Source organism: Methylobacterium sp. E-066 (genome assembly GCF_022829635.1).
In the GTDB taxonomy this organism is placed as follows: domain Bacteria; phylum Pseudomonadota; class Alphaproteobacteria; order Rhizobiales; family Beijerinckiaceae; genus Methylobacterium.
In genome coordinates this window covers 42,172-66,044 of the sequence record NZ_JAKSYO010000192.1, presented here as the reverse complement: position 1 = coordinate 66,044, position 23,873 = coordinate 42,172, and the positions used below count along the sequence as shown (strand labels likewise).

At 69.5% G+C, this 23,873-nt stretch carries 20 protein-coding genes; 8 read left to right on the top strand and 12 right to left on the bottom strand.

All coding sequences use genetic code 11. The features are described 5' to 3' along the window. Positions 1-665: 665 nt before the first annotated feature. The gene (locus MKL20_RS28705) at positions 666-1,157 is read left to right on the top strand and encodes a MucR family transcriptional regulator (protein WP_244039531.1); all 492 of its coding nucleotides are present in this window, start codon (positions 666-668) and stop codon (positions 1,155-1,157) included. A gap of 125 nt (positions 1,158-1,282) precedes the next feature. Beyond that, complete coding sequence (locus MKL20_RS28700) at positions 1,283-2,740, top strand: Do family serine endopeptidase (protein ID WP_244039530.1); 1,458 nt, start codon at positions 1,283-1,285, stop codon at positions 2,738-2,740. A 92-nt stretch (positions 2,741-2,832) separates the two neighbouring features. Here the strand turns inward: MKL20_RS28700 and MKL20_RS28695 are convergent, their stop codons facing one another. Further along, positions 2,833-3,381: a hypothetical protein gene (locus tag MKL20_RS28695; protein ID WP_244039529.1), complete on the bottom strand. Its 549-nt coding sequence runs from the start codon at positions 3,379-3,381 to the stop codon at positions 2,833-2,835. Beyond that, a complete protein-coding gene (locus tag MKL20_RS28690) occupies positions 3,381-3,959 on the bottom strand; it encodes a restriction endonuclease (RefSeq protein WP_244039528.1) in 579 nt (192 codons plus the stop codon). The genes MKL20_RS28695 and MKL20_RS28690 overlap by 1 nt, the downstream gene beginning before the upstream one ends. A gap of 253 nt (positions 3,960-4,212) precedes the next feature. Here MKL20_RS28690 and MKL20_RS28685 point away from each other — a divergent pair, with 253 nt between their 5' ends. Beyond that, the gene (locus tag MKL20_RS28685) at positions 4,213-5,556 is read left to right on the top strand and encodes a replication-associated recombination protein A (protein WP_244039527.1); all 1,344 of its coding nucleotides are present in this window, start codon (positions 4,213-4,215) and stop codon (positions 5,554-5,556) included. Between the two features lie 80 nt (positions 5,557-5,636). Here the strand turns inward: MKL20_RS28685 and MKL20_RS28680 are convergent, their stop codons facing one another. After that, on the bottom strand, positions 5,637-6,101 hold the full coding sequence (locus tag MKL20_RS28680; RefSeq protein WP_058194928.1) for an Lrp/AsnC family transcriptional regulator: 465 nt from the start codon (positions 6,099-6,101) through the stop codon (positions 5,637-5,639). 197 nt (positions 6,102-6,298) lie between these two features. Here MKL20_RS28680 and MKL20_RS28675 point away from each other — a divergent pair, with 197 nt between their 5' ends. Continuing rightward, on the top strand, positions 6,299-7,309 hold the full coding sequence (locus tag MKL20_RS28675) for a 1-aminocyclopropane-1-carboxylate deaminase (RefSeq protein ID WP_244039526.1): 1,011 nt from the start codon (positions 6,299-6,301) through the stop codon (positions 7,307-7,309). 248 nt (positions 7,310-7,557) lie between these two features. Next, the gene (gene ggt / locus MKL20_RS28670; protein ID WP_244039525.1) at positions 7,558-9,327 is read left to right on the top strand and encodes a gamma-glutamyltransferase; all 1,770 of its coding nucleotides are present in this window, start codon (positions 7,558-7,560) and stop codon (positions 9,325-9,327) included. A 64-nt stretch (positions 9,328-9,391) separates the two neighbouring features. Here the strand turns inward: ggt and purD are convergent, their stop codons facing one another. The 3 genes from purD to MKL20_RS28655 all read right to left on the bottom strand — a co-directional run bounded on the left by purD (position 9,392) and on the right by MKL20_RS28655 (position 12,438). Further along, positions 9,392-10,669 (bottom strand): phosphoribosylamine--glycine ligase, encoded by a 1,278-nt coding sequence (gene purD / locus MKL20_RS28665; RefSeq protein WP_244039524.1) that lies wholly within the window; start codon positions 10,667-10,669, stop codon positions 9,392-9,394. 94 nt (positions 10,670-10,763) lie between these two features. Continuing rightward, positions 10,764-11,072, bottom strand: coding sequence for a hypothetical protein (locus MKL20_RS28660; RefSeq protein ID WP_244039523.1), 309 nt, complete (start codon positions 11,070-11,072; stop codon positions 10,764-10,766). 136 nt (positions 11,073-11,208) lie between these two features. After that, positions 11,209-12,438: an oxalate decarboxylase family bicupin gene (locus MKL20_RS28655; RefSeq protein WP_244039522.1), complete on the bottom strand. Its 1,230-nt coding sequence runs from the start codon at positions 12,436-12,438 to the stop codon at positions 11,209-11,211. 268 nt (positions 12,439-12,706) lie between these two features. Between MKL20_RS28655 and MKL20_RS28650 the strand changes: the two genes are divergently transcribed. After that, positions 12,707-13,981, top strand: coding sequence for an efflux RND transporter periplasmic adaptor subunit (locus MKL20_RS28650; protein WP_244039521.1), 1,275 nt, complete (start codon positions 12,707-12,709; stop codon positions 13,979-13,981). A gap of 25 nt (positions 13,982-14,006) precedes the next feature. Here MKL20_RS28650 and MKL20_RS28645 read toward each other — a convergent pair whose 3' ends face one another. Continuing rightward, entirely contained in the window at positions 14,007-14,381 is a 375-nt protein-coding gene (locus MKL20_RS28645; protein WP_244039520.1) for a MerR family transcriptional regulator, read from the bottom strand. 73 nt (positions 14,382-14,454) lie between these two features. On the opposite strand from MKL20_RS28645, the gene MKL20_RS28640 reads away from it, so the two are divergent. Continuing rightward, positions 14,455-15,267, top strand: a complete 813-nt coding sequence (locus MKL20_RS28640; protein WP_244039519.1) for an aminotransferase class IV family protein — start codon at positions 14,455-14,457, stop codon at positions 15,265-15,267. A 160-nt stretch (positions 15,268-15,427) separates the two neighbouring features. Continuing rightward, positions 15,428-17,857, top strand: a complete 2,430-nt coding sequence (locus MKL20_RS28635; RefSeq protein WP_244039518.1) for a membrane-bound PQQ-dependent dehydrogenase, glucose/quinate/shikimate family — start codon at positions 15,428-15,430, stop codon at positions 17,855-17,857. 87 nt (positions 17,858-17,944) lie between these two features. Here MKL20_RS28635 and MKL20_RS28630 read toward each other — a convergent pair whose 3' ends face one another. The 5 genes from MKL20_RS28630 to ytfQ form a co-directional block, all read right to left on the bottom strand. After that, on the bottom strand, positions 17,945-18,892 hold the full coding sequence (locus tag MKL20_RS28630; RefSeq protein ID WP_244039517.1) for a dihydrodipicolinate synthase family protein: 948 nt from the start codon (positions 18,890-18,892) through the stop codon (positions 17,945-17,947). A 120-nt stretch (positions 18,893-19,012) separates the two neighbouring features. Next, the gene (gene yjfF / locus MKL20_RS28625; RefSeq protein ID WP_244039516.1) at positions 19,013-20,026 is read right to left on the bottom strand and encodes a galactofuranose ABC transporter, permease protein YjfF; all 1,014 of its coding nucleotides are present in this window, start codon (positions 20,024-20,026) and stop codon (positions 19,013-19,015) included. Continuing rightward, the gene (locus tag MKL20_RS28620) at positions 20,026-20,997 is read right to left on the bottom strand and encodes an ABC transporter permease (RefSeq protein WP_243961924.1); all 972 of its coding nucleotides are present in this window, start codon (positions 20,995-20,997) and stop codon (positions 20,026-20,028) included. The genes yjfF and MKL20_RS28620 overlap by 1 nt, the downstream gene beginning before the upstream one ends. Next, positions 20,997-22,535 (bottom strand): sugar ABC transporter ATP-binding protein, encoded by a 1,539-nt coding sequence (locus MKL20_RS28615; RefSeq protein WP_244039515.1) that lies wholly within the window; start codon positions 22,533-22,535, stop codon positions 20,997-20,999. The genes MKL20_RS28620 and MKL20_RS28615 overlap by 1 nt, the downstream gene beginning before the upstream one ends. 26 nt (positions 22,536-22,561) lie before the next feature. Next, on the bottom strand, positions 22,562-23,500 hold the full coding sequence (gene ytfQ / locus MKL20_RS28610; protein ID WP_244039534.1) for a galactofuranose ABC transporter, galactofuranose-binding protein YtfQ: 939 nt from the start codon (positions 23,498-23,500) through the stop codon (positions 22,562-22,564). Positions 23,501-23,873 lie beyond the last annotated feature (373 nt).

The window sequence follows — 23,873 nt, the reverse complement described above, 5'->3', positions numbered from 1 at the left end:
AGCTCGTCAGGCTCATAACCTGAAGGTCACAGGTTCAAATCCTGTCCCCGCAACCAAATCTTTTCCCACTACTCGACCACCATCAAAAACCCGGTCCGCTCACGCGGACCGGGTTTTTCGTGTTTGGAGCGCCGCCAACGCGACGGATCCGTCGCGTGGTTGGCCTTCGTGCTGTGCCCTCGTCGGGCTGAGGCAAGACGGTCGGGGCCGAAAAGGGCCCGCGTTCGCCAAACTGCTCTCCGCATCGAACGCTTGGCACGCTGGGGTTGCGCGAAGACGCTTCCTGTAGCCGACGGGGTCGTGTCCCCTGGCGTATCGGCGTTCGGCCTTCGCGTCACAATCCCAGATGCAAATATTGATTTCACCCCAGAGAAATCTTCATTCCATGTTTGTTATCCGGATGTCGCATGTCATGGCCGGGAATGGCTCGGCTGCTTGCGGGACGCATCAAGATCGATTGCGCACAGTCGGGATTGCAGCTGATCTTTTTCCTTGAGGTTGACCCCGGAATATACCTGTTCTTGCATTGTTTCCGATTGTATATCGCGACATCGATTTTGAGACTTGACGGGTCATCGAAAAGCGATTGTATCGACCCGCGGGATCGCGACGTTGTGCTTGCGTTCTGGCCAGTTGCGACCTGACAAGAAGGCGGCGTACACGACATGACTCGACCCGATGGTGATAAGAGCCGTTTCGTCACGCTCGCATCCGAGATCGTCTCGGCCTATGTGAGCAACAACCACGTGCAGAGCGCGGATCTACCGAAGCTCCTCAACGACATCCACGGCGCGATCCAGGGCGTCTGCGCCGGCGGCACAACCGCCGCGGCCCCCGATAAGCCGACCGCGCAGGCGATCCGGCGTTCGGTGACGCCCGATTTCCTGATCTCGTTCGAGGATGGCAAGCCCTACAAGACCCTGCGCCGCCACCTGACCCTGCGGGGCCTGACCCCGGAGGCCTATCGCGCCAAGTGGGGCCTCGAACCCGACTACCCGATGACCGCCCAGAGCTATTCGGAGCAGCGCTCGCAGCTCGCCCGCTCCCTCGGTCTCGGCCAGCAGCGCCGGAAATCCGTCGCGCCGCCGGCTCCCGAGCCGGAGCCTGCACCACAGCCCGCCAAGAAGCGCGGTGCACGCCGCAAGGAAGACGCCTGACCGGTCAAGGTGCGCAGGCTTGCGGCGACGGGTGTCGTGGGCCTGCCGCAATCGGCTCCGATAGCGTAAGGCCGCACGGCGCGCCGCCGATCGGAGGGCGCGCCGACCTGCCGCCGGAGCCCTGCATGCTGACCCGCCTCGTCCTGCCCGCCCTCGTCGCAACCCTGCTGGCCGCCGGCCCCGCCGGAGCGCAGATGGCCCGCACGGAGGCCCCGGCCGCCCCGAAGGAGGGGACGGCCAAGACGGTGCCGCTGAGCCGGACCGACATCCAGCTCTCCTTCGCCCCGGTGGTGAAGCGGGCCGCGCCCTCGGTGGTCAACGTCTACGCCTCCCATGTCGAGAAGCGCTCCACCGCGCGCGCCAGCGCCATGGAGGAATTCATGCGTCGCTTCTTCGGCGAGCCGGAGGGCGGTCGCGGCCCCCGGGGCGACCGAGCCCAGCGGTCGCTCGGCTCCGGCGTGCTGGTCGATGCCGACGGGCTCGTGATCACCAACAACCACGTCATCGACAACATGAACGAGGTGCGCATCGCGCTCTCCGACCGCCGGGAGTTCGAGGCGACGATCGTGATGCGCGACACCCGCACCGACCTGGCGGTGCTCAAGCTCAAGGAGGCCCCGAAGGGCCTGGTGCCGATGCCGTTCGGCGATGCCGATGCCCTCGAGGTCGGCGACTTCGTGATGGCGATCGGCAACCCGTTCGGCGTCGGCCAGACCGTGACCCAGGGCATCGTGTCGGCGCTGGCGCGCACCCAGGTCGGCTCGGCGGACTATCAGTATTTCATCCAGACTGACGCGGCGATCAATCCGGGCAATTCGGGCGGTGCGCTGGTGGACCTGCGCGGCCAATTGGTCGGCATCAACACGGCGATCTACTCGCAATCCGGCGGCAGCCACGGCATCGGCTTCGCGATTCCCGTGGGCATGGTCAAGGCGGTGGTCGACGCGGCCCGCGAGGGGGCGAGCGTGGTGCGCCGGCCCTGGCTCGGGGCGCGCATCCAGAACGTGACCCCTGACATCGCCGACAGCATGGGTCTCGACCATCCGACCGGCGTGCTGGTGGCGAGCCTGCAGCCCAAGAGCCCGGCGGACGAGGCCGGCCTGAAGCGCGGCGACCTGATCCTCACCGTGGACAACCAGGAGGTGGCCGACCCGGAGGCGTTCGGCTACCGCTTCGCGCTCAAGGGCGTCCAGGGCCAGACCCGGTTCGGGATCCTGCGCGGCACGGCCCGCCAGACGGTGACGGTCAAGCTCGCCCCCGCCCCGGAGACGCGCCCGCGCGACGTGCTCAAGGTGAAGACCCGCTCGCCGTTCCAGGGCGCGACCCTGGTCAACACCTCGCCAGCGGTGGCGGAGGAGCTGCAGGTCGATTTTCCGGCCGAGGGCGTGGCCGTGCAGGCGGTGGACGAGAATTCCATCGCCGGCCGCCTCGGCTTGGCGAAGGCCGACATCATCGTGGCGGTCAACGGCGTGCCGGTGGCGACCACCAAGGACCTGGATCGGGTCACCCGCAACACCCTCAATTCCTGGGAGGTCGTCATCAACCGCAACGGCGAGATCATGACCTCGGTGTTCGGCGGCTGAGCCGGACGGCGCAACGGCACGTCCAGGGACGCGATCCGGGGGCATGCGGCTCTCAGCAAGGCGGCCCTGGTGTGTCGGCGAAGCGGATTGGCCTACGGAACGGGAAGAGCCGTGGGCATCGGGAGAAACGAGATCAGCTCCCTGATCAATCGATGGTCGATGACCTGTTCCGCCGCATCCGCCCTGACCTTCGGGATGGCATCCTGTTCCGAAGGTCGCGCATGCGGCTTCGGTAGCAGCCTCTTCAAGGCGCTCCCCCAGTCCTTGCGACCGTTCTCAACGCGCTCGCCGCCGAGTTTCAAGTCGAATACCGATGAGAAGTGCTCCACGTCCTTGAACAAGTCCTCCTCAAGGGTGGGCACGGCAACGAAGAGCCGACAGGCCTCGTCACCCGACGTATCCCTCTGAAGATCCTGAAAAATATCCTGCTGCTCCGAAACCCTGTCGGGATCGGTCGTATCCGCGTCGACGACGATGGCGACGCGATTGTCGTCGTTTAGGGCAAGCGATGTTCCCAGCGACACGGCTGACGACTTGCCGCCTGCCTCCAGCACCCGAATGTCTTCTCGACCGGCTTCGTGGAGCAAGGCACGCAGAACGATCGCGTCGGCCGGCCCCTCCGTCACGATGTACGAGGTCATCACAGAACTCCCGCCCGCGGATCGAAGTCGGGCTTTCCGTGCTGCATCAGGACGCGATACTTCCGCCGTAGGGCATCCGCGAAATCCTGCCGTTCCAGCAGGAAGCCGATCTCCGGCCCCTGCCATAAGAGGATGGCATGCGGAGCCATATAGTGCGCCCGCGTGACGGCGGGATCGGTAAACCCGCTGCTGCTGAACACGCATCCGATGACGCCGGCCGGCCGACGCAGCAGCTGGTTTCTCAGCTTCGCCAACGGCTCGACATTCACGTTGGCCTGCTGATCCTTGGCCTCCACCATGCACGCGATACCATCGAGCAGCACCATCCCGTCGATCTGCTCCACGATCGCGCCGTGCAGGTTGACCGCATAAGGCCAGATGATCTCCGCGCCACTCAGTTGGAAGGCTCTGAGGATGAGATGTTCGAAAGCCTTTCCGCTGGACCACCCCGCGATCCGTCTTCTCGGCTGACCACGGACCTTGTCCCAGAGCGATGACAGCTCGGTCCATCCGCAGGCGCTGATTTTCGAAACATCGTCGCTTGCCGATCGCTTCCTGACGGATGGTTTGCGCCTCATCTTCAAAGCTCACCCGAGATCAGCATAAATCTCGGCCGATTCGGCTGGATCGAGCAAGCGCCTTGAGCTTCCTGATGCATCCTTGTCAGCGCGCGACGTGTGGTGATCGTGCGCGCTGGCCCGAATTTTCGCCGACCGATCGGGGTGGGCAAGCTGAGCGCCACAGATCCTCAGGCCGATCCCTGGGGATATCCGGCACGCGCGTGAACCGAAAAATCTTGCCGCTGCGCATCGACCCGGTCTTCATGCGGCGATGTCCGACCTGTTCGCCTCCGCCGAGCCCCCAGCGGCACCGGATTCCGGCCACGCCCCCGTCGCGGAGGCCGGTCGCCCGCTCGCGGACCGGCTGCGCCCCCAAAGCCTGGCTGAGGTCGTCGGCCAGGAGCACCTGACCGGGGAGGGCGGGGCGCTCACCCGCCTGCTGCGCGGGAAAAGCCTCGGCTCGCTGATCTTCTGGGGGCCGCCCGGCACCGGCAAGACCACGGTGGCGCGGCTTCTGGCCCAGGGCACCGACCTGCATTTCGAGCAGATCTCGGCGATCTTTTCCGGCGTGCCCGACCTGCGCAAGGTGTTCGAGGCCGCCCGCAAGCGCCGGGCGACCGGGCAGGCGACCCTGCTGTTCGTCGACGAGATCCACCGGTTCAACCGGGCGCAGCTCGACGCCTTCCTGCCGGTGATGGAGGACGGCACCGTCACGCTGGTGGGCGCCACCACGGAGAATCCGTCCTTCGAGCTGAACGCGGCCCTGCTGTCGCGGGCCCGGGTGCTGCTGTTCCGGGCGCTGGACCCGGGCGCGATCGCGCGGCTGCTGGTCCGAGCCGAGACGCTGACCGGGCAGGCCCTGCCGCTCACCGAGGAGGCGCGGGGCGTGCTGGTCCGCATGGCCGACGGCGACGGCCGCGCGGCGCTGACGCTCGCCGAGGAGGTCTGGCGCTCGGCCGGCCCGGGAGAGACCCTCGACGCCGAGGCGCTGCAGGACATCGTGCAACGGCGGGCGCCGATCTACGACAAGGCCCAGGAGGGCCACTACAACCTGATCTCGGCGCTGCATAAGACCGTGCGCGGCTCGGATCCGGACGCGGCGCTCTACTATCTGTGCCGGATGCTCGATGCCGGCGAGGACCGGCTGTTCATCGCCCGCCGGCTGGTCCGGATGGCGGTGGAGGATATCGGGCTCGCCGACCCGCAGGCCCTGGTGGTGGCCAACGCCGCCAAGGACGCGTTCGACTTCCTCGGCAGCCCCGAGGGCGAACTCGCTCTGGCGCAGGCCGCGATCTACCTGGCCTGCGCGCCGAAATCGAACGCGGTCTACACCGCCTACAAGGCCGCGACGCGGCTCGCCAAGGAGGCCGGCTCGCTGGCGCCGCCCCGCACCATCCTCAACGCGCCGACCAAGCTGATGAAGCGCATCGGCTACGGCGAGGGCTACCGCTACGACCACGACGAGCCCGACGCCTTCTCGGGCCAGGATTACTGGCCCGACGCCATCGGGCGCCAGCACCTCTACGCGCCCACCGAGCGCGGCTACGAGACCCGCCTGGCCGAGCGCCTCGCCCGTTGGGAGGCCCTGCGCAAGGAGCGGCGCGGGGAGGGGTAGGGCGGCCCGTCATGGGTTTCCAAAGGGCCCCGCCCTTTGGCGGGTGATCAGGGCAGCGCCCTGATGCGGTCGCGTCGACCTCACAGGTCCAGCGGCGCGTTGTCGATCACCTCCTTCATCACGAAGAAGGTGCGGGTCTGGCGCACCCCCGGCAGGCCGATCAGCGTGGCGCTGTGGAGGCGGTTGAAGTCGGCCATGTCGGAGACGCGGACCTTCAGGATGTAGTCGAAGTCGCCGGCCACGAGGTGGCAGTCGAGCAGCACGGGGATCGCCCGCACCGCGGCCTCGAACTCGGAAAAGCTCTCGGGGGTCGAGCGGTCGAGCACGACGCCGACGAAGACCAGGGTGCCGCGGCCGACCCGGGCCGGATCGACCAGCGCCCGGACCGCCCGCACGAAGCCGTCCGTGAACAGCCGCTGGATCCGGCGATGGCAGGTGGCCGCGCTGGTGCCCGAGCGCTCGGCGATCTCGGCATTGGCCATGCGCCCGTCCGCCTGCAGCAGGCGCAGGATCTTGAGGTCGATCCGGTCGAGCCCTGCGGACATGGCAGTTTCTTTCATTTTTTTGGGATTTTCCGGACGGATTCTCGTCTCTCACCGCGATCGATGCAAGCAAGCAGCCATCAGCAGGCCAAGATCGAGAGCACCTTTCAGGCGATCCGGGTTAGTTTTCTGCCGTAACCCGAAGCCGGCCGCGCCGGGTGGAAAACGATCCCGGCGGCCGGAAGACCCGGAGAGACCCGATGCTGCAAGACTTCGAGCGCTACCCCCTGACCTTCGGCCCGACGCCGATCGAGCCGCTCAAGCGGCTCTCGGCCCATCTGGGGGATGCGGTCGAGATCTACGCCAAGCGCGAGGATTGCAATTCGGGCCTGGCCTATGGCGGCAACAAGCTGCGCAAGCTCGAATACATCGTGCCGGACGCGATCAAGAGCGGTGCCGACACCCTGGTCTCGATCGGCGGCGTGCAGTCGAACCACACCCGCATGGTCGCGGCAGTGGCCGCCAAGATCGGCATGAAGTGCCGGCTGATCCAGGAAGCCTGGGTGCCGCACGAGGATGCCGTCTACGACCGGGTCGGCAACATCCTCCTGTCGCGGATCATGGGCGCGCAGACGCAGCTCGTGGATGACGGATTCGACATCGGCATCCGCGACAGCTGGAAGCGTGCGCTCGCCGAGGTCGAGGCTGAGGGCGGCAAGCCCTACGCGATCCCGGCCGGCGCCTCGGTGCACAAGTATGGCGGGCTCGGCTATGTCGGCTTCGCCGAGGAGGTGCGCCGCCAAGAGGCCGAGATGGGTCTGCGCTTCGACTACGTGGTGGTCTGCACGGTCACCGGCTCGACCCATGCCGGCATGCTGGTGGGCTTCTCCGCGGACGGGCGCGCCCGCAACGTCATCGGCATCGACGCCTCCTGCACCCCGGCCCAGACCAAGGCCCAGGTCCTCGACATCGCCCGGAACACCGCGGCCCTGGTCGGCGCGGGCGACATCGTCGCCGACGACGTCGTGCTCAACGAGGATTACGCCTACCCGGTCTACGGCGTGCCCTCGAAGGAGACCGTCGAGGCGATTCGGCTCTCGGCCCGGCTCGAGGGGATGATCACCGACCCGGTCTACGAGGGCAAATCCATGCAGGGCATGATCGACCTCGTGAAGAAGGGTTTTTTCCCGAGGGGTTCGAAGGTGCTCTACGCCCATCTCGGCGGCGCGCCGGCGCTGAACGGCTACAGCTACACGTTCCGCAACGGCTGATCGCGCTCGGCCGCCGAACCGCCTCTCCCATCAGCCGCCTCATCCTGAGGCGCCCGGCGATCGAAGATCGCCGGGCCCCGAAGGAGCCCTCCAGAAAGCGCGAGATGCCTGGAGCCCTCCTTCGAGGGCTTCGCTCCGCTACGCCGCCTCAGGATGAGGGAGGGGGCGGGAGAAGCGGATTGGAGGAGCGGATTCTGGCGCACGGCCCCCTATATGGCAGCGCCGGACCCCGATCGAAGAGAGCCTGGATGATCGCACCGGCACGCGCGCTGCTCCTCGGGCTTCTCGTCACCCTCGGAGGCCCCGCAGCGCGGGCCGCCTCGGGACCGGCCGTGGAAGCCGAGAACGGCATGGTGGTGTCGTCCCAGCGCCTGGCCTCGCAGGTGGGCGCCGACATCCTGAAGGCGGGCGGCAACGCCATCGATGCCGCGGTGGCGGTGGCCTATGCCGAGGCGGTGGTGAACCCGTGCTGCGGCAATCTCGGCGGCGGCGGCTTCCTGGTCCTCCACCGGGCCGACGGAACGAGCCGCTTCATCAATTTCCGCGAAAAAGCCCCCGGGGGGGCCAGCCGCGACATGTATCTCGACGCCGCCGGCAATGTCGTGAAGGGCGCGAGCCTGCGCGGCTGGAAGGCGGCGGGCGTGCCCGGCACCGTGCTCGGCCTGAACACCGCGTTGGCGGAATACGGCACCCTGCCGCTGGCCCGAGTGATGGCTCCGGCGGTCGCGCTCGCCCGGGACGGCTTCGTGCTCACCCGGGGCGACACCGACATCCTGGATTTCGGCGCCAAGCTGTTCGCCGGGCAGGCCAACGTCGCGCGGGTGTTCCTGCGCCCGGACGGCAGTTCCTGGCGGCCCGGCGACCGAATGGTCCAGGCCGGCCTCGCCCGCACCCTCCAGGCCATCGCCGAGTGCGGCTCGGACGCGTTCTACACAGGCGAGATCCCCCGCCAGGTCGAGGCGGCGTCCCGGGCCGGGGGCGGGGTGCTGACGGCGTCCGACTTCGCCGCCTACACGGTGACCGAATCCGAGCCGCTGACCTGCCGCTACCGGGGCGCCACCATCCTGTCGGCGCCCCCGCCCTCGTCCGGCGGCACGACGCTCTGCGAGATCCTCACCATCCTCGACGGCTACGACCTGCGGGCGGCGGGGTTCAATTCCGCCCGGACCGTGCACCTGATGGTCGAGGCGATGCGGCGCGCCTATGCCGACCGCAACATCCTGCTGGGCGACCCGGATTTCGGGCCCAACCCGGTGGCGCAGCTGCTGTCGCGGGCCTACGCGGAACAACTCCGGGCCACGATCCGGCCGGACCGGGCAACCCCGTCGGCGGAGATCCGCCCGGCCCCCGAAAGCCTCCCGCAGGAGAAGCCCGAGACCACCCACATCTCGGTGATGGACAAGGCCGGCAACGCGGTCTCGCTCACCTACACGATCAACGGCTATTTCGGCGCCGGGGTGATGGCCGGCGAGACCGGGTTCTTCCTCAACGACGAGATGGACGATTTTACCGTCAAGCCCGGGGTGCCGAACCTGTTCGGCCTGGTGCAGGGCGCCCGGAACGCGATCGCGCCGGGCAAGCGGCCGCTCTCGTCGATGGCGCCGACCATCGTGCTGCGCGACGGCAAGGTCGCCCTGGTGGCGGGCTCGCCGGGGGGCTCGCGGATCATCACGATCAACGCCCAGACGCTTATCAACATGCTGGATTTCGGCATGGAGCCGCAGGAGGCGGTGGACGCCCCGCGCATCCATCACCAGTGGCTGCCCGACACGGTCTATGCCGAGCCGTTCGCGCTCTCGGCGGACACGCAAGCGATCCTGCGGGGCCTAGGCCACACGATCGTCGAGCAGAAACCCTGGGGCGCGCAGGAGCTGATCGCAATCCGCGCCGCCGTGCCGGATGCCGCCGACGCGCCCTCCTCGGGCAACGACGCGACGCGCACGGAGCGGATGCGTCCGGGCCTGCTCTACGGCGCCAACGACAACCGCCGTCCGGCCGGTGCCGCCATCGGCGAGTAACGGGTTCCCAAAGGGCAAGCCCTTTGGCGGGGTTCAGGGGCGGAGCCCCTGAGACACCCGGATTTCAGCCCTGTTCGGCGGCTTCCCGGGCGACTTCGCGGAAGCCGATGTCCCGGCGGCAGAAGCCCTCCGGCCAGTCGATCCGGGCGACCGCCGCGTAGGCGCGGTCCTGGGCGTCGGTGACGCTGTCGCCCAGCGCCGTGACCGCCAGCACCCGGCCGCCCTCGGCCAGGAGCTGCCCGCCCTCGGCCCGGGTCCCGGCCTGGAACACGAACACGCCCTCACCCTCGGCCGCCTCGACGCCCCTTATCACCGAGCCTCGGACCACGGCGCCCGGATAGCCCGCCGCCGCCATCACCACGGTGAGGGCGGCCCGGTGGGCGTCGAATTCGAGGGTGATCCCGGAGAGATCGCCTTCGCTCGCCGAGAGCAAAGCTGGCACGAGGTCGGAGGCGAGGCGGGGCATCAGCACCTGCGCCTCGGGATCGCCGAAGCGGGTGTTGTACTCGATCAGCTTGGGCCCGTCCGCGGTGAGCATCAGGCCGGCGTAGAGGATGCCCGTGAACGGGCAGCCGCGCGCCCGCATCCCGGCGAGCGTCGGCAGGATGATCTCGGCCATGACCCGGGCCTCGATCTCCGGGGTCACCACCCGGGCCGGGGAATAGGCGCCCATGCCGCCGGTGTTGGGGCCGCGGTCGCCGTCGAAGACCCGCTTGTGGTCCTGCGCGGTGCCGAGCGGGATGGCGCGGGTGCCGTCGCACAACGCGAAGAAACTCGCCTCCTCGCCGAAGAGACACTCCTCGACCACCACCTCGGCGCCGGGCTCTTCGAAGAGCGACGCCAGGGCGTCCTCGGCCTGGTCCAGGGTCTCGGCGACGGTGACGCCCTTGCCGGCGGCGAGCCCGTCGGCCTTCACGACGATCGGGGCGCCCTGCCGGCGGACATAGGCGAGGGCCGGCTCCAGGGCGGTGAAGCGCGCGAAGGCGGCGGTGGGGATGCCGCAGGCGGCGCAGAGATCCTTGGTGAAGCCCTTGGAGCCCTCGAGCCGGGCCGCGTCGCGGGTCGGCCCGAAGGTGCGGATCCCGGCGATCTTCAGGTCGTCGACCAGCCCGGCGACCAGAGGCGCCTCGGGCCCGACCACCACGAGGCCGATGGACTCGGCGGCGCAGAAGGCTGCCACCGCGGCATGGTCGGTGATCGTGAGGTCCGGCAGGTTGGTGCCGTGCCGGGCGGTGCCGGGATTGCCCGGCGCCGTGAACAGGCGGGTACAGAGCGGGCTCTTGGCCAGGCGCCAGGCCAGCGCGTGCTCGCGTCCCCCCGAGCCGATCAGCAGAATGTTCATGCGCGCGCCACCATGGGCCCAGCTTCTGGGCCAAGCGTGCGGACGGGGAAAGGTTTTTTTCGGGCTGTCCCCGCTATGCCCGGACTCGTGACTGTCAGCAGCCGATGCACACGCTGGTGTTGAGCCCGCCCCGCGGCGCCCGCGCGATCCCGTGCCGGCCGACCCGGCGCCCGCCATAGGCGCCGTAATACGGCCCGTAGGGCTGGTACTGGACGTTGCGCTGGAACTGCTGGTTCAGCGTGTTGTAGTCGGAGACCCGCTGCTGGTTGAGGGTGCGGATCTGGCTCTGCAGGGCGAACGAGGAATTGGCCGCGTTCGGGTCGTTCGGCTGCACCTGCGCCCAGGCGGCGCCCGCCGGGAGGGCGAGCGCCAGGACGAGGAACGCGCGGGCGAGGGCGCGCATCTGTCTCTCCGTGATCAAGTCCGAATACTGTCCATCACATCGACGCATCGAGGCTCGATCAAGTTCCAAGCGGTATGGTGACGCGCTCGCTGACGCCGAACCGGCATCCACTTCGTCGGCGAGCGCTTCGGCCGCGTCAACCCGGCACGACCGGCGCCTTGGTCTGGCTTAGGGCGTCGATCTGCCTGGGATCGAGCCCGGTATGGGCCTGCACCAGGGGATGCGGAGTCAGCGCCAGCCACTGGTTGAGCGAGATGTCGGCGTAGCGCGGGCTCTTGAACATCTCCAGGAAAGTCAGCGTCGTGTCGCCGGTATTCTCGATGTAGTGGCCCATGGCGTAGGGCACGTAGCCGACGTCGCCGGCCTGGTAGTCGAAGGTGCGGGCCTTCGATTCCGAGCCGAACACCGTCATCCGGCCCTTGCCCGAGAGATAATACTGCCACTCGTCGCCGTTGGGGTGCCAGTGCAGCTCGCGCATCCCCCCGGGCTCGACCTCGACCAGCGCCGCCGCGATCGTCGCCGAGGCCGGGAACACCGTGGAATCGGTGATCCGCACGCGCCCGCTCTTGGTGCGGATCGGCTCCTGCGCCAGCATCCGATGGCTGAAGGTCTTTGGGATCTGGCCGGCGCCGCCCATGAGGTCGGCCGAGAGCGGGCCGGGCGTCGGCCCGGGGAAGATGTAGAGCTCCTTCTCGGGGATCTTGGCCAGCGCGCTCTCGGGCACCCCGAGATTCTTGGCCAGGATGTCCCGCGGCGTGTGCGCCAGCCAGTCGGTCAGCAGGAAGGTCGAATCCTCCGAGAAGCCGCCGTCGTCGAACACCAGCAGGAACTCGCAGCCGTCGATGCCGTCGGCGGAAAGCCCCTGGATCGAGTGCGGGATGCCGCCCGGGAAGTACCAGAGGTCGCCCTCGCCGACATCGTCCGCGAAGGTGCGCCCGTCCTGGTCGACCGCGGTGATCCGGGCCTTGCCCTTGATCATGTAGGACCACTCGGCTTCCTTGTGCCAGTGCATCTCGCGGACGACGCCGGCCTTGAGCCGCATGTTGACCCCGGCCATGGCCTTGGAGATCGGCAGCTCGCGCACCGTGGTCTGGCGCGCCCAGCCGCCTTCCTCGAGCCGCATGTGGCTGTCGCTGAACGACCATTTCAGGTTCGGCATCGTGCCGTGGTCGGTGGCCGGCGGGGCCTGGGTGAAGGGCTCCTCGGCGGAACGAGGGTCGTTGGTCGGGCCCAGGATGTCGGCGCCCTTGGAGCCGCGCTGGGGCAGGGGGGCGGCAACAGGGGCGGCGGTCTGCGCCAGGGCGGGGGACGCCATCATCGCGCCGCCGGCGGCGGCGATCATGGAACGCCTGGAAATCTCGGTCATCGCGTCTCGGTCTGTTGAGCGCGCGCCGTCGAAGCGGAGCGTGTTCCGGCGTCGGCGCGCGCATGGGAACAGGAGCCGGAATCCAGCCCCGTCGCGGAAGTAACCGGCCGGGTTACCGGAGGATCCAGCACATGATCGTGCGCTGCGGCATCTCGCCCGGACCCCGGGCGTGGTCTATGAATTGAATACATGATCGGATGCGTCTCGGCCGGCCGCAGGGTGGGTCGCCGGCGTGACGCAGGACGCGCAGCGCGACCCGAGGACCAGGATGGCGGACCGGGACAGTTCAGCGGCGGGCGAGGCCGGCGGCCCCGCGCGAAGCGGCCGCCTGTGGGTCGGCCTGCTGGCGCTGGCGGGCCTCGGCCTCCTCGGCTACCGCCACTGGCCGGACCCGTCCCGGGCGGCGAGCCCGCCGTCCCAGGCGGCCGCCAAGAAACCGCAGACCGTGCGGGTCGCCAAGGCCCAGCGGGCCTCCGACACCCTCAGCCTGACCCAGACCGGCACCACCCAGGCCTTCGACACGGCGAGCCTCTATCCCCGGGCCACCGGCTACATCGTCGAGCGCAAGGTCGATATCGGCACGCATGTGAAGAAGGGCGATCTGCTGTTCCGGATCAGCGCTCCGGACCTCGACCAGCAGCTCGTCCAGGCACAGTCGCAGATCCTGCAATTGCAGGCGGCGCTGATCCAGGCCCGCGCCATGGTCGATCAGGCCGAGGCCAACCGCCACCTCGCGGACGTGACCAACCGCCGGACCTCGACGCTGGCCGGCAGCGGCGCCGAGACCCGGCAGAACGCCGACACCTCGCAGGCCGGGGTGCTGGCCCAGACCGCCAACGTCGACGCCGTCAAGGCGGCCGTGAAGGTCGCCGAGGCCAACATCGCCGCCCAGGAGGCCCAGGTCGCCCGGCTCAAGGTCCTGACCGGGTTCGAGGAGATCCGCGCGCCCTTCGACGGGGTCGTGACCACCCGCAACAACGATGTCGGCGACGCGGTCACGGCGGACACCAATACCGGCCTGCCGCTGCTGACCCTGGCCCGGGACGACGTGCTGCGCATGGCCGTGAACGTGCCGCTCTACGCGGCCGACGGTGTCCGCGACGGCCTGGAGGCCAAGGCCGAGGTGGCGCAGCTCCCCGGAAAGGTCTTTCCCGGCCGGGTCTCGCGCTCGTCGTCCACGCTGCTCTACGCCTCGCGCACCCTGGTGACGCAGGTCGACATCCCCAACCCGGACGGCGCCCTGCAGGCCGGCCTCTACATCACCCTGACGCTGGCGATCCCGCGGGTCTCCCCCGCCGTGTCGGTGCCGAACGACGCCCTGATCTTCGACCAGGCCGGCACCCGGGTGGCGGTGGTGGAGGCGGGCCAGGACGGCAGCCAGGTGGTGCGGATGCGCCCGGTCACGATCTTCCGCCAGACCGGAACCGTGCTGGAGCTGCGCACGGGCCTCGACGGCGGCGAGCAGGTCGTGGTCGGGCCGCCGGCCTCCCTGCGCGACGGCGACCCGGTCGCCCTCCGGCCGGAGGGCAAGGCCGGGACGTGAGAGGCCGGGCCATGAGAGGCGGCCGTCATGAGGCCGGCGCCCGCGTCTCCGGCAGCGTGAGCTGGACGAGGATCGCCTCCAACGCCGCCCGGCTCCGCTTCAGGCTGTCGATGCGGTCATCGACGCGCCCGATCTGGCGGCGCACCGTCATCCGCAATGCGTCGCATGGCTCGAACGCTCCGCGCGCCTCCAGCGCGCAGGGGAGGAAGTCGCGGATGACCGGCACCGTCATGCCGGCGGCCCGAAGCAGGGTGATCCGGATGACGGCCTCCTCCTCGTCCGGACCGTAATCCCGGTAGCCGGAGGCCGTCCGGCTCGGCGTCAGGAGGCCGTGCGCCTCGTAGAAGCGCAGCATGCGGATGCTGACGCCCGACTTTCGTGACAGCTCGCCGATCCGCATCGCCCTTGACCCTGACAGCGCTGTCACGGTCTATGGCCAGGGCTCGCCGACGTGAAGCACGCGGGAGCAGCCCATGCACGAGACCCCCCAATTCCACACGCTGATCGACGATCGGATCGCGGAGGCGTCCGACCTGGCCCCGCTCGCATGCGCGGGCTTTGCCCATTTCACCGCCCTGCAGGTGCGTGACGGCCGGGTCCGGGGCTTCGACCTGCATCTGGACCGTCTGCGATCGGCGTCCCTGGCCCTGTTCGGCCGTGCGATGCCGGATGAGTCTGTGCGGCAGTCGATTCGCGGTGCCGTCGCGCATGGGCCGGCGGCGATGTCGCTGACGGCCACCCTATTCTCGCGCCGCGGCGAGTTCACGCCCGTCGGCGACCCTTCTGATCCGAGCATCCTGGTCCGGACCGGTCCGGCCTCGGACGGGCCCGCCGGGCCCCTGCGGCTGGCCGCGGTCGCGCACGAGCGCTGGCGTCCCGGGATCAAGCATGTCGGCGAATCCGCAAAGACTTACTTCCTCCGCGAGGCCGTGAAACAGGGCTACGACGACGCGCTGTTCGTCGACCGCACGGGCCGGATCAGCGAGGCGACGATCTGGAACCTGGCCTTCTGGGACGGCGCGGCGGTGATTTGGCCGGAGGCGGACCTGCTGCCCGGCATCACGATGGGCATCCTGCGACGGCAGCTCTCCGGGCTGGGGGTCGTCCAGCGCAGCGCCCCGGTTCGGGCGGACGCGCTGGGATCCCTGACCGGTTGCGTCGTGATGAACTCCTGGACGCCCGCCGTCGCGGTGAGCGCGATTGGCGCGGCGACGTTCCCGCAATCCGATACGCTCGTCGCAACGCTGCATCGTGCCTATCGGTCAGAGGCCCTGCTTCCGATCTGAGCCTGCGATCCGAGCCTGGCAGCCATGGTGCGCTGCACAGCTTGGGGCCAGCTACAGCGAAGATAAGCCGCGCGACTCGGGGGTTCCGCGCGCGTATTCCGCCCGGACTCCCCGAAGATCAATCATCATCATCCGAATCACGAGAGCGGATTCCAGCGCCATGGCAGTCAAAATTCTGGGCTTGGTGACTGCAATACTAGGATTATCCCTGATCGGCTTCGGATACAAGCTTGCGGCCGTCGGCGGATCGCCGTTCTACATGGTGATCGGCCTCGGCCTGCTCGCCGCCGGGATCCAGCTCGCCCGGCGCCGCCAGAGCGGGTTCTGGCTCTACGCCCTCACCCTCGCGGCCGCCTTCGGCTGGACGATCCAGGAAGTCGGGTTCGACAAGTGGCAGTGGATCCCGCGCGGCGCGCTGATCCTGTTCCTCGGCCTGCTTCTGTCCCTGCCGTTCGTGCCCGGGGGCCTGCGGAACACGCCGAAAAGCCCCTGGGCGCCGGGCCTGCGGAACGGGCCGCTGGCGCTGCGCACCGTCGTGGCGCTCCTGGCGATCCTGGGCGTCGCGGCGTGGTTCGTCGATCCGGTGGAGACGAAGGGCAGCCTGCCGAAGGTCGCGCAGGCCGGGAACGCAGCGGTCGATCCGAGCGGCGTCGCCTATCCGGCCGACGACTGGGTCGCGTATGGCGGCACCAATCTCGGCCAGCGCTACTCGGCGCTGAAGGAAATCGACACCGGCAACGTCCGCGGCCTCAAGGTGGCCTGGGAGCACCATACCGGCGACCTGCGCGAGGGCGACAGCAAGGATTCAAAGGAATACACCTTCGAGGCGACGCCCATTAAGGTGAACGGGCTGCTGTATGTCTGCACCCCGCACAGCATCGTCCAGGCGCCGGAGCCCGAGACCGGCAAGCTGGCCTGGTCCTTCGACCCCAAGATGCAGCGGGACGCCCAGTACCAGCACCAGACCTGCCGCGGCGTGTCCTACAACGACTCGACCGGCTTCGTGCCGCCGGCCGAGGCCGATCCGGCCACCGCCCAGGCGGTCGCCGCGGCCATCGCCGAATGCCCGCGCCGGATCATCGCGGCCTCGGTAGACGCCAAGCTCTACGCCCTGAACGCCGATACCGGCGTGCCGTGCAGGAGCTTCGGCACCGACGGCGCGGTCGACCTGAAGGCGCAGATGCCCGGCCTGCAGCGGGCGACCTACCAGGAGACCTCGGCGCCGCTGGTGACCCGGGACCTCGTGGTCCTCGGCAGCGCCATCGCCGACAATTACTACGAGACCAACCCGTCGGGGGCGATCCGCGCCTACGACGTGCGCACCGGCGCGATCGTGTGGAAGTTCGACGCCGGCAAGCCCGACGACACCGCGCCGCTCAAGGCGGGTGAACTCTACGAGCCGAACTCGGCGGTGGCCTGGACCCAGCTCGCGGCCGACGAGGGGCTGGGCCAAGTCTACGTGCCGTTCGGCAACCGGTCGCCCGACCAGGTCGGCGTGTCGCGCTCCAAGGAGGACGAGGCCTTCATCGACGCCCTGGCGGCCCTCGACCTGAAGACCGGCCGGCTGATCTGGAAGTTCCAGACCGCGTCGCACGACCTCTGGGACCGGGACAACCCGTCCCAGCCGGTGCTGCTGACCCTGCCGCACAAGGGCGCCGCGGTGCCGGCGATCCTGATCCCGACCAAGATCGGCAACGTCTGGGTCCTGGATCGCCGCACCGGCGAGCCGATCGTGCCGGTGGAGCAGGTCAAGGTCTCCACCGAGACCGACATCCCGGGCGAGACGCTCTCGGCGACCCAGCCGATGTCGGCGCTCCGCTTCACCCCGGCGCCGCTGACCGAGGCCGCCATGTGGGGCACGACGCCGTTCGACCAGATCCAGTGCCGGATCACGTTCCGGTCGAACCGCTACGACGGCAACCCGTTCACGCCGCCGCAGGCCTCGGGCGGCTCGATCGTGTGGCCGGGCAATATCGGGGTGTTCAACTGGGGCTCGGTGGCCGTCGATCCGGTCAACCACTGGATGATCGCGACGCCGCAATACCTGCCCTACATCTACCAGCTGTACCGGCGCCAGCCGGGCGAGCTGAGCAAGCGCCTGTTCTCGACCGACCCGGACTCGAAGCCCGGCAACGAGAATCTCGGCGGCCCCTACGCGGTGTCGATCGCCCATATGCGCTCGGCGCTCGGCGTGCCCTGCAACGCGCCGCCCTGGAGCGTGCGGGTCGGGGTGAACCTCGCGGACGGCACCACCGTCTGGAAGCACCGCAACGGCACCGTGGCCGGGCAGAAGGTCGCCGGCGTGACCTTCCCGATCCCGTTCGAGATGGGGATGCTGGCCCATGGCGGCACCCTGACCACGGCCGGCGGCGTCGCCTTCGCGGGGGCAGCCCTGGACGACCTGATCCGTGGCTACGACATGCAGACAGGCGAGACCCTCTGGACCATGAAGCTGCCCGCGGGCGGCCAGGCGACGCCGATGACCTACCGGGGCAAGGACGGCAAGCAATACGTGGTGATCGCCGCCGGCGGCCACGGCTCGCTGGGCACCACGCCCGGCGACTCGGTCATCGCCTACCGGCTCGACTGAGCCGAGATTCCAAAGGGCTCAGCCCTTTGGCGGGGTATCGGGGCGGAGCCCCGATGATGCAGGGCGCCGCCCTGCACCCGCACACGGTCACAGACCTTGTGAATCCAGGAGTTTCGCCCGCGCATCCGTGCGGGCGAGGCGGGCCAGCAGGTACTCCACCTCGGCCTTGGCCTGCGGGGTGAGCGCCTGGGACGGCTTGCGCTGGGCGTCGGAGGCAAAGATTCCCCGGCGCTGGAACACGTATTTGCGCACCGCGAGCCCCAGCGGACCCTGCTGCTGCTCGTAGCGCAGATAGGGCAGGTGGGCGTCGAACAGGTCGTGGGCGGCGTCGCGCTCGCCCGCCCGGCCGAGGCGGACCACGTCGACCAGCATCTCCGGGAAGGCGTAGCCGGTATTGGCCCCGTCGGCGCCGCGCTCGGTCTCGAAATCCAGGAACAGGCCGCCATTGCCGACCAGGATGCTGATGTGGCGCATCGAGCCGTCGGCCTCGTAGCCCCGCAGGGTCGAGATCTTCTCCAGCCCCGGCCAGTCCTCGTGCTTGAGCATCACGCAGGAGGGATTTTCGGACACGATCCGGCGGATCACGCCCGGGGTCATCTGGACCGAGAAGGTGAGGGGGTAATCCTGCAGGACGAAGGGCACGTCCGGCCCGATCGCCTCGACGGCGTTGCGGTAATAGCCGACCACCTGGTCGTCGGTGCGCAGGGTGTTGGGCGGCGCGATCATCACGCCGGCCGCACCCATCGCCATCACCTCGCGGGCCAGCGCCCGCATGGCCGCGAAGCCCGGCGCCGTGACGCCGACGATCACCGGCAGCCGGGTGCGCCCGAGGACCTGCTTCGCGACGGCGAGCCCTTCTTCATGGTCGAGCTTGCCGGCCTCGCCGAGCTGGCCGAGGATGGTCAAGCCATCGACCCCCGAAGCCCCAAAAAAATCGGTCATCCGGTCGAGGGAGACCGCGTCGATCCGGCCGTCCGGGTGGAACGGCGTCGGGGCGATCGGCACGACGCCGCGGAGATCGCTGGTGAGGGGCATGCCGGTCCTGTCCTCCGTCGCGCGGCAAGGGGGCAGCCGAGGGGGCGGCCGCGCGAGCGGGGATCATAGGGCATCCATCCGAAAGGTGGTCGCCGGCTTTGCCAAAAAGATCCGCCCCTGTCAGGGGCGGGCTTCGACCGGCCGGCCGACCGGCTGTTCCGGGCGGGGGCGGGCGGCCCGGCCTGGGCGCCCGGCGAGGGCTACCGAGCCCTGCTGCAGGGCGATGAAGGCGAAGAGCAGCAGGCCGGTGGCGATCTTGGTCCACCAGCTCGACAGGGTGCCGTCGAAGGTGATGGCCGTCTGGATCAGGCCGCCGATCATGACGCCGAGGAACGTGCCCAGGATGCCGCCCTGGCCGCCGGTGAGCAGCGTGCCGCCGATCACCACGGCGGCGATGGCGTCGAGCTCGACGCCGACCGCGGAGAGCGGGGTGCCCGAGGCGGTGTCGAGGGAGAACACGATGCCGGCCAGCGCCGCGAGCAGGCTCGACAGGGCGTAGATCGCGATGGTGTTGCGCCCGACCCGCACGCCCATCAGCCCGGTGGTGTGGCGGCTGCCGCCCAGCGCGTAGACGGTGGCGCCGAAGCGCGTGGCGTGGAGCAGCACCCCGCCCACCAGGAACACGGCGAGCATCACGCAGGCCGTCAGGGTCAGCCGCCCGCCGCCGGGCAGGCTCACCGACAGGTCGGCGACCGCGCTGTAGAGCGGCGCGTTGATCGGCACCGACTCCGTGGAGAGCAGGAAGCCGGCGCCCCGGGCCAGGAACATGCCGGCCAGCGTCACGATGAAGGGCGGCATCTCGAAGACGTGGATCAGTGCGCCCATCGCGGCGCCGAACAAGGCGGCGGCCCCGAGCACGATCCCGAAGGCGGCCAGCGGCGGGATCCCCCAGCGGTCGATGGCGAGCGCCAGGAACACCGTGGTGAAGCCGACCACCGAGCCGACCGAGAGGTCGATGCCGCCCGAGATGATCACGAAGGTCGTGCCGACCGCGACGATGCCCAGGAAGGCGTTGTCGGTGAGCAGGTTGCCGACGACCCGGGTGGTCAGGAAGGCGGGGAACTGCGTGGCGCAGAGGATGTAGCCGGCCGCGAACAGGAGCGCGGCGACCAGGACCGGGAGGTTGCGGCTCATCACGGCTTCCGCAGCAGCAGGGTGAGGCCCGACAGGCGGGGCGACTGGACGAGGAGCACCGCCAGCACCACCGCGGCCTTGACCACGAGGTTCAGTTCCGGCGGCAGGCCGGAGAGCAGGATGCCGGTGTTCATCGCCTGGATGATGAAGGCGCCGAGCACCGCCAGCCACAGGCTGAACCGCCCGCCGAGCAGGGACGAGCCGGCCACCACCACGGCCAGGATCGCGTCGAGCTCCAGCCACAACCCGGCATTGTTGGCATCCGCCCCCAGGATGTCGGCCGCCGCGACCACGCCGGCGAGGGCGGCACAGAGGCCGCTCCAGGCATAGACCGCCACCGTCACCGACCGGGTGTCGATGCCGGCGAGCGCGCTGGCGCGGGCATTGCCGCCGGTGGCCTCGATCATCAGGCCGAGCGCAGAGCCGCGCACCAGGGCCAGCGTCAGGAGCAGCATGGCGAGGACCAGCACCACCGGCATCGGCACCCCCAGCAGCGCGCCGCCGCCCAGGAAGGCCAGCTCGGAGGACGCGAAGGTGACGATGCGTCCCTCGGTGATCAGCTGGGCGATGCCCCGGCCGGCGACCATCAGGATCAGGGTGGCGACGATCGGCTGGATCCGCAGGCTCGCCACCAGAAACCCGTTCCACAGCCCGCAGGCGAGCCCGGTGCCGAGGGCGGCGGCGAGCACCACCGGCAGGGGATAGCTGTCCGCCAGGCTCGCCGCGACGGCGCCCGCGATGGCCATCACGGCGCCCACCGACAGGTCGATGCCGCCGGTGGCGACCACCAGCACCATGCCGAGCGACAGCAGCGCCACCGGCGCGCCGCGGTTGAACACGTCGACGAGGCTGCCGAACAGGCGCCCATCCTGGAGATGCACCGCGAGGAATTGCGGCGAGGCGAGCCGGTCGGCCAGGAGCACGGCCGCGAAGGCGAGGAGCTGGGGCGCTCCGGAGCGAAGGACGCGCATCAGGCGGGTTCCGGGACCGGTGCGGACGCCGCCTCGGCGGCGATCGCCCGGAGGATGGCGGTGAGGTCGATCGCGCTGCCGGCGAGCTCGGCCACCTGGGCGCGGTCGCGCATCACGATCACCCGGTCGGAATAGGTCACGATCTCTTCGAGCTCCGAGGAGATCACCAGGAGGGCGAGACCCTCGTCGCAGAGCCGGCGGATCAGCCGGATGATCTCCGCATGGGCCCCGACGTCGATGCCGCGGGTCGGCTCGTCGAGGATCAGCAGGCGCGGCTCGGTGGCGAGCCAGCGCGCCAGCAGGGCCTTCTGCTGGTTGCCCCCGGACAGGAGCCCGATCGGCCGTTCCGGATCGGGCGGGCGGATGTCGAGCATCGTGATGAAGTCACGGGCGATCTTGTCCTGGGCCGCCCGGCCGAGGGGCCGGAACGGGCCGCGCCGGGCCTGCAGGGCCAGCACGATGTTCTCCCGCACCGTTAGGTCGGCGACGATGCCCTCGGTCTTGCGCTCCTCCGGGCAGTAGCCGAACCGGTGGCGCAGGGCGTCCCGGGGGCCGGTGATCCGGACCGGCTTGCCGTCGAGCAGGATGCGGCCGCGATCGGCCCGCTCGGCGCCGAACAGCAGGCGTGCGGTCTCCGTCCGCCCGGAGCCGAGGAGGCCCGCGAGACCCACCACCTCGCCGCTTCCCACGGCCAGGTCGACGGGCTGGAGGTAGCCGGCCTTGCCGAGCCCTTCCGCCTGCAGGACCGGCGTCCCGGATTCTTTCTGTGACGCCCGGTCCGCCGGCTCCGCCCGCGCCTCGGTCTCGGCGAGGTCGTGGCCCAGCATCGTGTGCACGAGCTCGATGCGCGGGAAGTGCGCGGTCTCGCGCTCGGTCACCAGCCGGCCGTTGCGCAGGACCGTGATCCGGTCGGTGATCGCGTAGACCTGCTCCAGGAAGTGGGTCACGAAGACGATGCCGATCCCCCGCTCGGCGAGGCGGCGCATCACGCCGAACAGCACCGTGACCTCGTGGGTGTCGAGGCTCGCGGTCGGCTCGTCGAGGATCAGCGCCCGGGCCGAGAGATCCACCGCCCGGGCGATCGCCACGAGGTGCTGCACCGCCACCGGATAGCGGCCGAGCGGCGCCCCGACATCGATCGACAGGCCGAAATCCGCGAGCAGCGCGGCCGAGCGCCGGCGCATCTCCCGGGTGCGCACGAGGCCGAACCGGGTCGGCTCGCGGCCGAGGAACAGGTTCTGGGCCACGGTGAGGTTCGGCAGCAGGCCGACCTCCTGGTAGACCGTGGCGATGCCGGCCCGCGCCGCGGCTTCCGCCGAGCGCGGCGCGATCGGCGCGCCGTCGAGCCAGACCTCGCCGGCATCGCGCCGGACGACGCCGGTCAGGGTCTTGATGAAGGTCGACTTGCCGGCGCCGTTCTCGCCGAGGAGGGCGTGGATCTCTCCCCGGCGCAAGGTGAAGTCGACCCCTGCGAGGGCCTGGTGCCCGGCGAAGCTCTTGGAGAGCCCGCGGACGCTGAGCAGGACGGAATCGGACACGATGCGATCGCAGTGGTCGGAGTCGGTCAGTAGCCGAGGTTCTTCTTGCTGTTGTAGACCTTCAGCGGATCATCCGCGGCCGTGTAGAGCTTCGACTCGGTCTGGATCCACTTGGGCGGGACGGTGCCCTTGTCCTTGTAGGCCTTGAGCACGTCGAAGGCGGGGCCGGCCATGTCGGGGGTGAGCTCGACGGTGGCGTTGGCCTCACCGGCGGCGATCGCCTTGAAGATGTCGGGCACCGCGTCGATCGAGACCGTCAGGATCTCCTTGCCGGGCTTCAAGCCGGCCTCCTTCATCGCCTGGATGGCGCCGACCATCATGTCGTCGTTGTGGGCGTAGACCGCGCAGATCGAGCGGCCGCCCTCCGCCTTGATGAAGCTCTCCATCACCTCCTTGCCCTTGGCCCGGGTGAAGTCGCCGGTCTGGCTGCGCACGAGCTTGATGTTGGCATGGGGCGCGATGGCGGCGTCAAAGCCCTTCTTGCGGTTGGTGGCGACGCTGGCGCCGACCGTGCCCTGGAGCTCGACCACGTTGCAGGGCTTTTCGCCGACCGTCTTGGTCAGCCAGGTGCCGGCGACGCGGCCCTCCTCGACGCTGTCGGAGGTGACGGCGGTCAGGTAGAGGTCCTTGCCGGCGGGATCGATGTCGCGGTCGAGCAGGATCACCGGGATCTTCGCGTCGCGGGCTTCCTTGAGCACCGCATCCCAGCCGGTGGCGACCACCGGGGCGAGCAGGATCGCGTCGACCCCCTGGGCCACGAAGGACCGGATCGCCTTGATCTGGTTTTCCTGCTTCTGCTGCGCGTCGGCGATCTTGACGGTGATGCCGCGCTTCTTGGCCTCGTCCTTGGTCACAGTCGTCTCGGCGGCGCGCCAGCCGGATTCGGACCCGATCTGCGAGAACCCGACGGTCAGCGAAGCCGCCTGGGCTCCGCCGCCCCACGCGAGGATCATGCCCGCGAGCATGGCCTTGATGGAAATGGTGCCTCTCATCGACGTCCCCCCATGTGAATGCGTCCGCCGCCTCTTCAGAGCGATCGGTCGGCATATGTATGACATATGCGCGGCGCGTTGAACAGCCGGTCTCGCAACGCATCCCTGGGGTTGTTGACCGAGCGGCCGAGGCTGGGGCGCCGGCACTCTTCGCCTCGGCACATCGGCTGCCCGCCCAGGGAAACAGCTTTCTCTTCCAGGGCTTTGCTATCGGTGAACGATTTTGGGAGATGGCAAGCCGCCTTGCCGCACCGGGTTCCCGACAAGCGCTATTCGCCTTTGCCGCCGCGCGTTCCGAGAGGCTGGTCGCCGCGCAGCGATCGGCTTTCCGGCAGGTGCCGAGCCG

Bases quoted from the DNA above. Each gene is read 5' to 3' on its own strand.
- MKL20_RS28705 (WP_244039531.1), top strand. From the start codon at position 666: ATGACTCGACCCGATGGTGATAAGAGCCGTTTCGTCACGCTCGCATCC.
- MKL20_RS28700 (WP_244039530.1), top strand. From the start codon at position 1,283: ATGCTGACCCGCCTCGTCCTGCCCGCCCTCGTCGCAACCCTGCTGGCC.
- MKL20_RS28695 (WP_244039529.1), bottom strand. From the start codon at position 3,381: ATGACCTCGTACATCGTGACGGAGGGGCCGGCCGACGCGATCGTTCTG.
- MKL20_RS28690 (WP_244039528.1), bottom strand. From the start codon at position 3,959: ATGAGGCGCAAACCATCCGTCAGGAAGCGATCGGCAAGCGACGATGTT.
- MKL20_RS28685 (WP_244039527.1), top strand. From the start codon at position 4,213: ATGTCCGACCTGTTCGCCTCCGCCGAGCCCCCAGCGGCACCGGATTCC.
- MKL20_RS28680 (WP_058194928.1), bottom strand. From the start codon at position 6,101: ATGTCCGCAGGGCTCGACCGGATCGACCTCAAGATCCTGCGCCTGCTG.
- MKL20_RS28675 (WP_244039526.1), top strand. From the start codon at position 6,299: ATGCTGCAAGACTTCGAGCGCTACCCCCTGACCTTCGGCCCGACGCCG.
- ggt (WP_244039525.1), top strand. From the start codon at position 7,558: ATGATCGCACCGGCACGCGCGCTGCTCCTCGGGCTTCTCGTCACCCTC.
- purD (WP_244039524.1), bottom strand. From the start codon at position 10,669: ATGAACATTCTGCTGATCGGCTCGGGGGGACGCGAGCACGCGCTGGCC.
- MKL20_RS28660 (WP_244039523.1), bottom strand. From the start codon at position 11,072: ATGCGCGCCCTCGCCCGCGCGTTCCTCGTCCTGGCGCTCGCCCTCCCG.
- MKL20_RS28655 (WP_244039522.1), bottom strand. From the start codon at position 12,438: ATGACCGAGATTTCCAGGCGTTCCATGATCGCCGCCGCCGGCGGCGCG.
- MKL20_RS28650 (WP_244039521.1), top strand. From the start codon at position 12,707: ATGGCGGACCGGGACAGTTCAGCGGCGGGCGAGGCCGGCGGCCCCGCG.
- MKL20_RS28645 (WP_244039520.1), bottom strand. From the start codon at position 14,381: ATGCGGATCGGCGAGCTGTCACGAAAGTCGGGCGTCAGCATCCGCATG.
- MKL20_RS28640 (WP_244039519.1), top strand. From the start codon at position 14,455: ATGCACGAGACCCCCCAATTCCACACGCTGATCGACGATCGGATCGCG.
- MKL20_RS28635 (WP_244039518.1), top strand. From the start codon at position 15,428: ATGGCAGTCAAAATTCTGGGCTTGGTGACTGCAATACTAGGATTATCC.
- MKL20_RS28630 (WP_244039517.1), bottom strand. From the start codon at position 18,892: ATGCCCCTCACCAGCGATCTCCGCGGCGTCGTGCCGATCGCCCCGACG.
- yjfF (WP_244039516.1), bottom strand. From the start codon at position 20,026: ATGAGCCGCAACCTCCCGGTCCTGGTCGCCGCGCTCCTGTTCGCGGCC.
- MKL20_RS28620 (WP_243961924.1), bottom strand. From the start codon at position 20,997: ATGCGCGTCCTTCGCTCCGGAGCGCCCCAGCTCCTCGCCTTCGCGGCC.
- ytfQ (WP_244039534.1), bottom strand. From the start codon at position 23,500: ATGCTCGCGGGCATGATCCTCGCGTGGGGCGGCGGAGCCCAGGCGGCT.